At 63.6% G+C, this 3629-nt stretch carries 4 protein-coding genes; all 4 read left to right on the forward strand.

The features are described 5' to 3' along the window. Nucleotides 1-570, forward strand: a 570-nt coding sequence (locus tag AC1DP3_RS17995) for a carbohydrate ABC transporter permease (RefSeq protein ID WP_477295690.1), incomplete at its 5' end; no start/stop codon positions are given. Between the two features lie 3 nt (nucleotides 571-573). Next, nucleotides 574-1410 (forward strand): carbohydrate ABC transporter permease, encoded by an 837-nt coding sequence (locus AC1DP3_RS18000; protein WP_477295691.1) that lies wholly within the window; start codon nucleotides 574-576, stop codon nucleotides 1408-1410. Between the two features lie 80 nt (nucleotides 1411-1490). Then, nucleotides 1491-2696, forward strand: coding sequence for a GDSL-type esterase/lipase family protein (locus tag AC1DP3_RS18005; RefSeq protein WP_477295693.1), 1206 nt, complete (start codon nucleotides 1491-1493; stop codon nucleotides 2694-2696). Nucleotides 2697-2886: 190 nt separating this feature from the next. Beyond that, on the forward strand, nucleotides 2887-3591 hold the full coding sequence (locus tag AC1DP3_RS18010) for a GDSL-type esterase/lipase family protein (protein WP_477295695.1): 705 nt from the start codon (nucleotides 2887-2889) through the stop codon (nucleotides 3589-3591). The last annotated feature ends 38 nt before the right edge of the window (nucleotides 3592-3629 follow it).

The raw sequence follows: 3629 nt of genomic DNA on the forward strand, positions 1-3629 counted from the left end.
CTCCTGTTCATACCCGTCGTTCTCAGCCCGCTGGCGGTCGCGTACGTGTGGAAGTTCATCTTCCAGTTCAACGGGCCCCTCAACGGCCTGCTCGGGTTCCTCGGCCTCGAAGAGCTGCAGAAGGTGTGGCTGGCCGACCCCACGTGGTCGATCTGGGCGATCCTGATCACCGTGGTCTGGCAGCAGACCGGCTTCGTGATGGTCATCTACCTGGCCGGGCTCGCCTCGGTCCCGGTCGAGATCGAGGAAGCCGCAGCGCTCGATGGCGCCGGGATCTGGGGGCGATTCTGGAACGTCACGGTGCCCGCGATCCGCCCGTCGATCGCGATCGCGACKACMCTCGGGATCATCCAGGGGCTGCGCATCTTCGACCAGATCCTGGCGCTCACCGGCGGGGGACCGGCCGGGGCGACCGAGACCCTCGCCACCGAGATCTACAAGCAGGCGTTCTCCCTCGGCCAGTTCGGCTTCGGCTCCGCCCTGGCCCTGGTGCTGACCGTGATCATCCTGGCGTTCGCCATTCTTCAGCAATACGTGACCCGCGACCGCGACGCCGTCGGAAGGGCCTGAACCATGTTCCGCTACACGAAGCTGACGGCCGTCCGGGAGGTCGGCATCTGGATCATCACGCTGATCTGGCTGCTGCCCTTCTACATCCTCATCGTCACCTCCCTGAAGAGCGACCAGGAGGCACTGACCACCAGCGCGGTCGCGCCGCCGAGCTCGCTGGACTTCAGCGCCTTCGTCGAGGTGCTCACCACGACCGGGCGCAACAGCATCCCGATGAGCATCCTCAACAGCGCGATCATCACCGCCGGCGCGATCTTCGGCCTCGTCCTGCTCGGATCGATCGCGGCCTACGTGATCGCCCGACGTACCCGCCGGTGGACGACCGTCACCTTCTACCTGGTGCTGATCGCGATCATCCTGCCCGCACAGCTGGGCACCGTGCCGCTCTACATCGGCGCGCGCACCCTCGGACTGACCGGCAACGCGATCGGCATGATCCTGCTCTGGATCGGCATCCTATTGCCGCTGTCCGTGTTCCTCTACGCCAGCTTCTTCCGGGGCCTGTCCACCGAGTACGAGGAGGCGGCCGTGATCGACGGCGCCACCCCAACCCAGGCCTTCTTCCGCGTCGTGCTGCCACTGATGGCCCCCGCCACCGGCACCGTCGCGATCCTTGCCGGACTGATCGTCTGGAACGACTTCTTCAATTCCCTGATCTTCCTCGGCGGATCCACCACCCAGACCCTGCCCGTCGCGATGTACGCGTACGTCGGAGGCTTGGTGTCGGCCTGGAACAAGATCTTCGCCGTCGTGATCATCTCGATAATCCCGATCCTCGCGTTCTACATGTTCGCGCAGAAGCAGTTCATCCAGGGGTTCGCCGGCGGACTCAAAGGCTGAGCTGGATAAGCGCAGACGATCGCGCGTCGTCCGAGACGCTCGTCGACTTTTCTCGACGCGGGCACCCACGAAGGAGCAACATGAATCCCGAAGAATACGAACTGGTGCGCGGTAGCTTGCGCGGAGCGGTCGACGTCGAGCGCAGCCCAACCGGACTGACTCCTCTGCGGCTTCCCTTGAGCGTCAAGCCGCAGTTTGACTCCCAGTGGATGGAGATCGCGTCGCGCGAGGCTTCCGGCGTGCGCTGCGAGTTCCGCACGGCGGCAACGTGGATCGAGTTGAGCGTGGAGACGACCGGGCTTTACCTGCCCTGGACCGCCGATGATGTCCAGTGGGCGGTGTTCGAAGCAACTGTCGACGGTGACCCGGTCGGCGCTGTGCGTACGACAGGCGGTTCTGGTCTTCATCTCGGGGATCCCGCTGGCCCCCGCCTCGTCGAGCGCGAGCCCCATGTCGTCCGGTTCGAGCTCGGTGGAGCCGGTACCGAGGAGCGGCGGGTGGTGGTGTGGCTGGCGCAGGATCATTCCGTCGAGATCCGGGGCGTGCGAGCCGACAAACCCCTTGAGCCCGCCGTGCCTCTGGACCAGCTGCGCTGGTGGCACCACGGCAGCTCCATCAGTCATTGCCGCGAGGCCAACACACCTCGCGGAGTGTGGCCCGTAGCGGCTGCGGACCAGTTGGGCATCGACGTGACCAATCTCGGTTTCGCCGCAAACGCGCACCTCGATCCGTTCACTGCCCGGGCGATGCGCGATTCCGGTGCCGATCTGTTGAGTCTGAAGATCGGCATCAACATCGTGGGCGCCGACACGATGAAGCGGCGGACGTTCATTCCGGCGGTGCACGGCTTTCTCGACACGCTCCGAGAAGGTGCACCATCAGCGCCCATTCTGGTGATCTCGCCGATCTACTGTCCGATGCATGAGGACACGCCCGGTCCGACTGTCTCGGATCCCGAAACGGGCGAGCGGCGCGGCACGCCCAGTGGCCCGCCAGACGTCTTCATGGGCCCCCCGCTCACGCTGCGTTCGATGCGCCAGATCCTGCGGGACATCGTTCAGAATCGTGCACAAACCGACCCGGCCCTCTTCTATCTCGATGGACTGGATCTTTTCGGCGCGGATGACATCGCGGAGCTGCCAGACGGGCTTCACCCCAGCCCTACCGGCTACCTGCAGATCGCCGAGCGCTTTGCGGGTTCCCCTGTCGTGTCCGATTGGATCTCCCGCGCGGGACACGACACACGAAGCATCTCGAAGACCACAGGGAGTCAAGCCCTGACATGACCGCGTCACCGAACACTTCACCAACCCGATCCACCCCGGCTGGTCCGGCGCGCTCGAGAACGTCCTGTCTGCAGGGCACTAGATCGACCTCACCGAAAGACACAACACCATGAGTCCCGAACTGAAGACTCCATCGACTCCGACCGTTGCGCGACTCGGAGTGCAGCGCGGTCGAACGCGTGCGAGCAGTGTGGGCAGAATCATCTTCGTCAGCATCGGGATTCTGGTGGCGTTGATCGTCAGTGCGGCCGCCGTTCTGCTGCTGATAATCGGGCCGGATAGGCCGGGACAGTTCGAGCGCAGAGTTGAAAGCCTGAAGAAGCGGCTGATGAATCCCGCTCCACAGGACGTTGTTCTCCTCACCGGCAGCTCATACTTCGAACTGTGGGACACCTCCCGTCAGGATCTCGAGGAATTGAACACCGTGAACGTCGGCATCGGCGGAACGAAAATCGGCGACCAGATCTTCTACCTCGACCGACTCGTCTTTCCCTTCAACCCGCGCGCGCTCGTGGTTTACGCCGGGTCAAACGACATCAACGGATTCCCGTTCTTCTCCAAGACTGCCGACGAGGTCGTCCCCCGGGTCAAGGAGTACGTCTCCCTCGTGCACAAGCAGTTCCCCAACCTGCCGGTTTACTACGTCGCCATCACGGAAGCACCCATCCGAACTCGCGTCCGTAAAGACATCCAGAACACGAACCGAATGCTCGCCGCCTGGGCGGAGCGAACACACGAAATTACCTTCATAGACACCGCACCCGCACTACTGACCTCGTCAGGCGACATCGACCCGTCGATCTTCCGAGGCGACAGGCTGCACCTCAACGAGAAGGGTTACGAGAAGTTCGCCGCCGTCATACGAAGCGCTCTCATCCCCGATCTGTTGGAGTGAAACTCTCCGGAGGTCCGCTGGCACGCATCCTGTTATGA

Source organism: Microbacterium sp. P5_B6 (assembly GCF_056400345.1).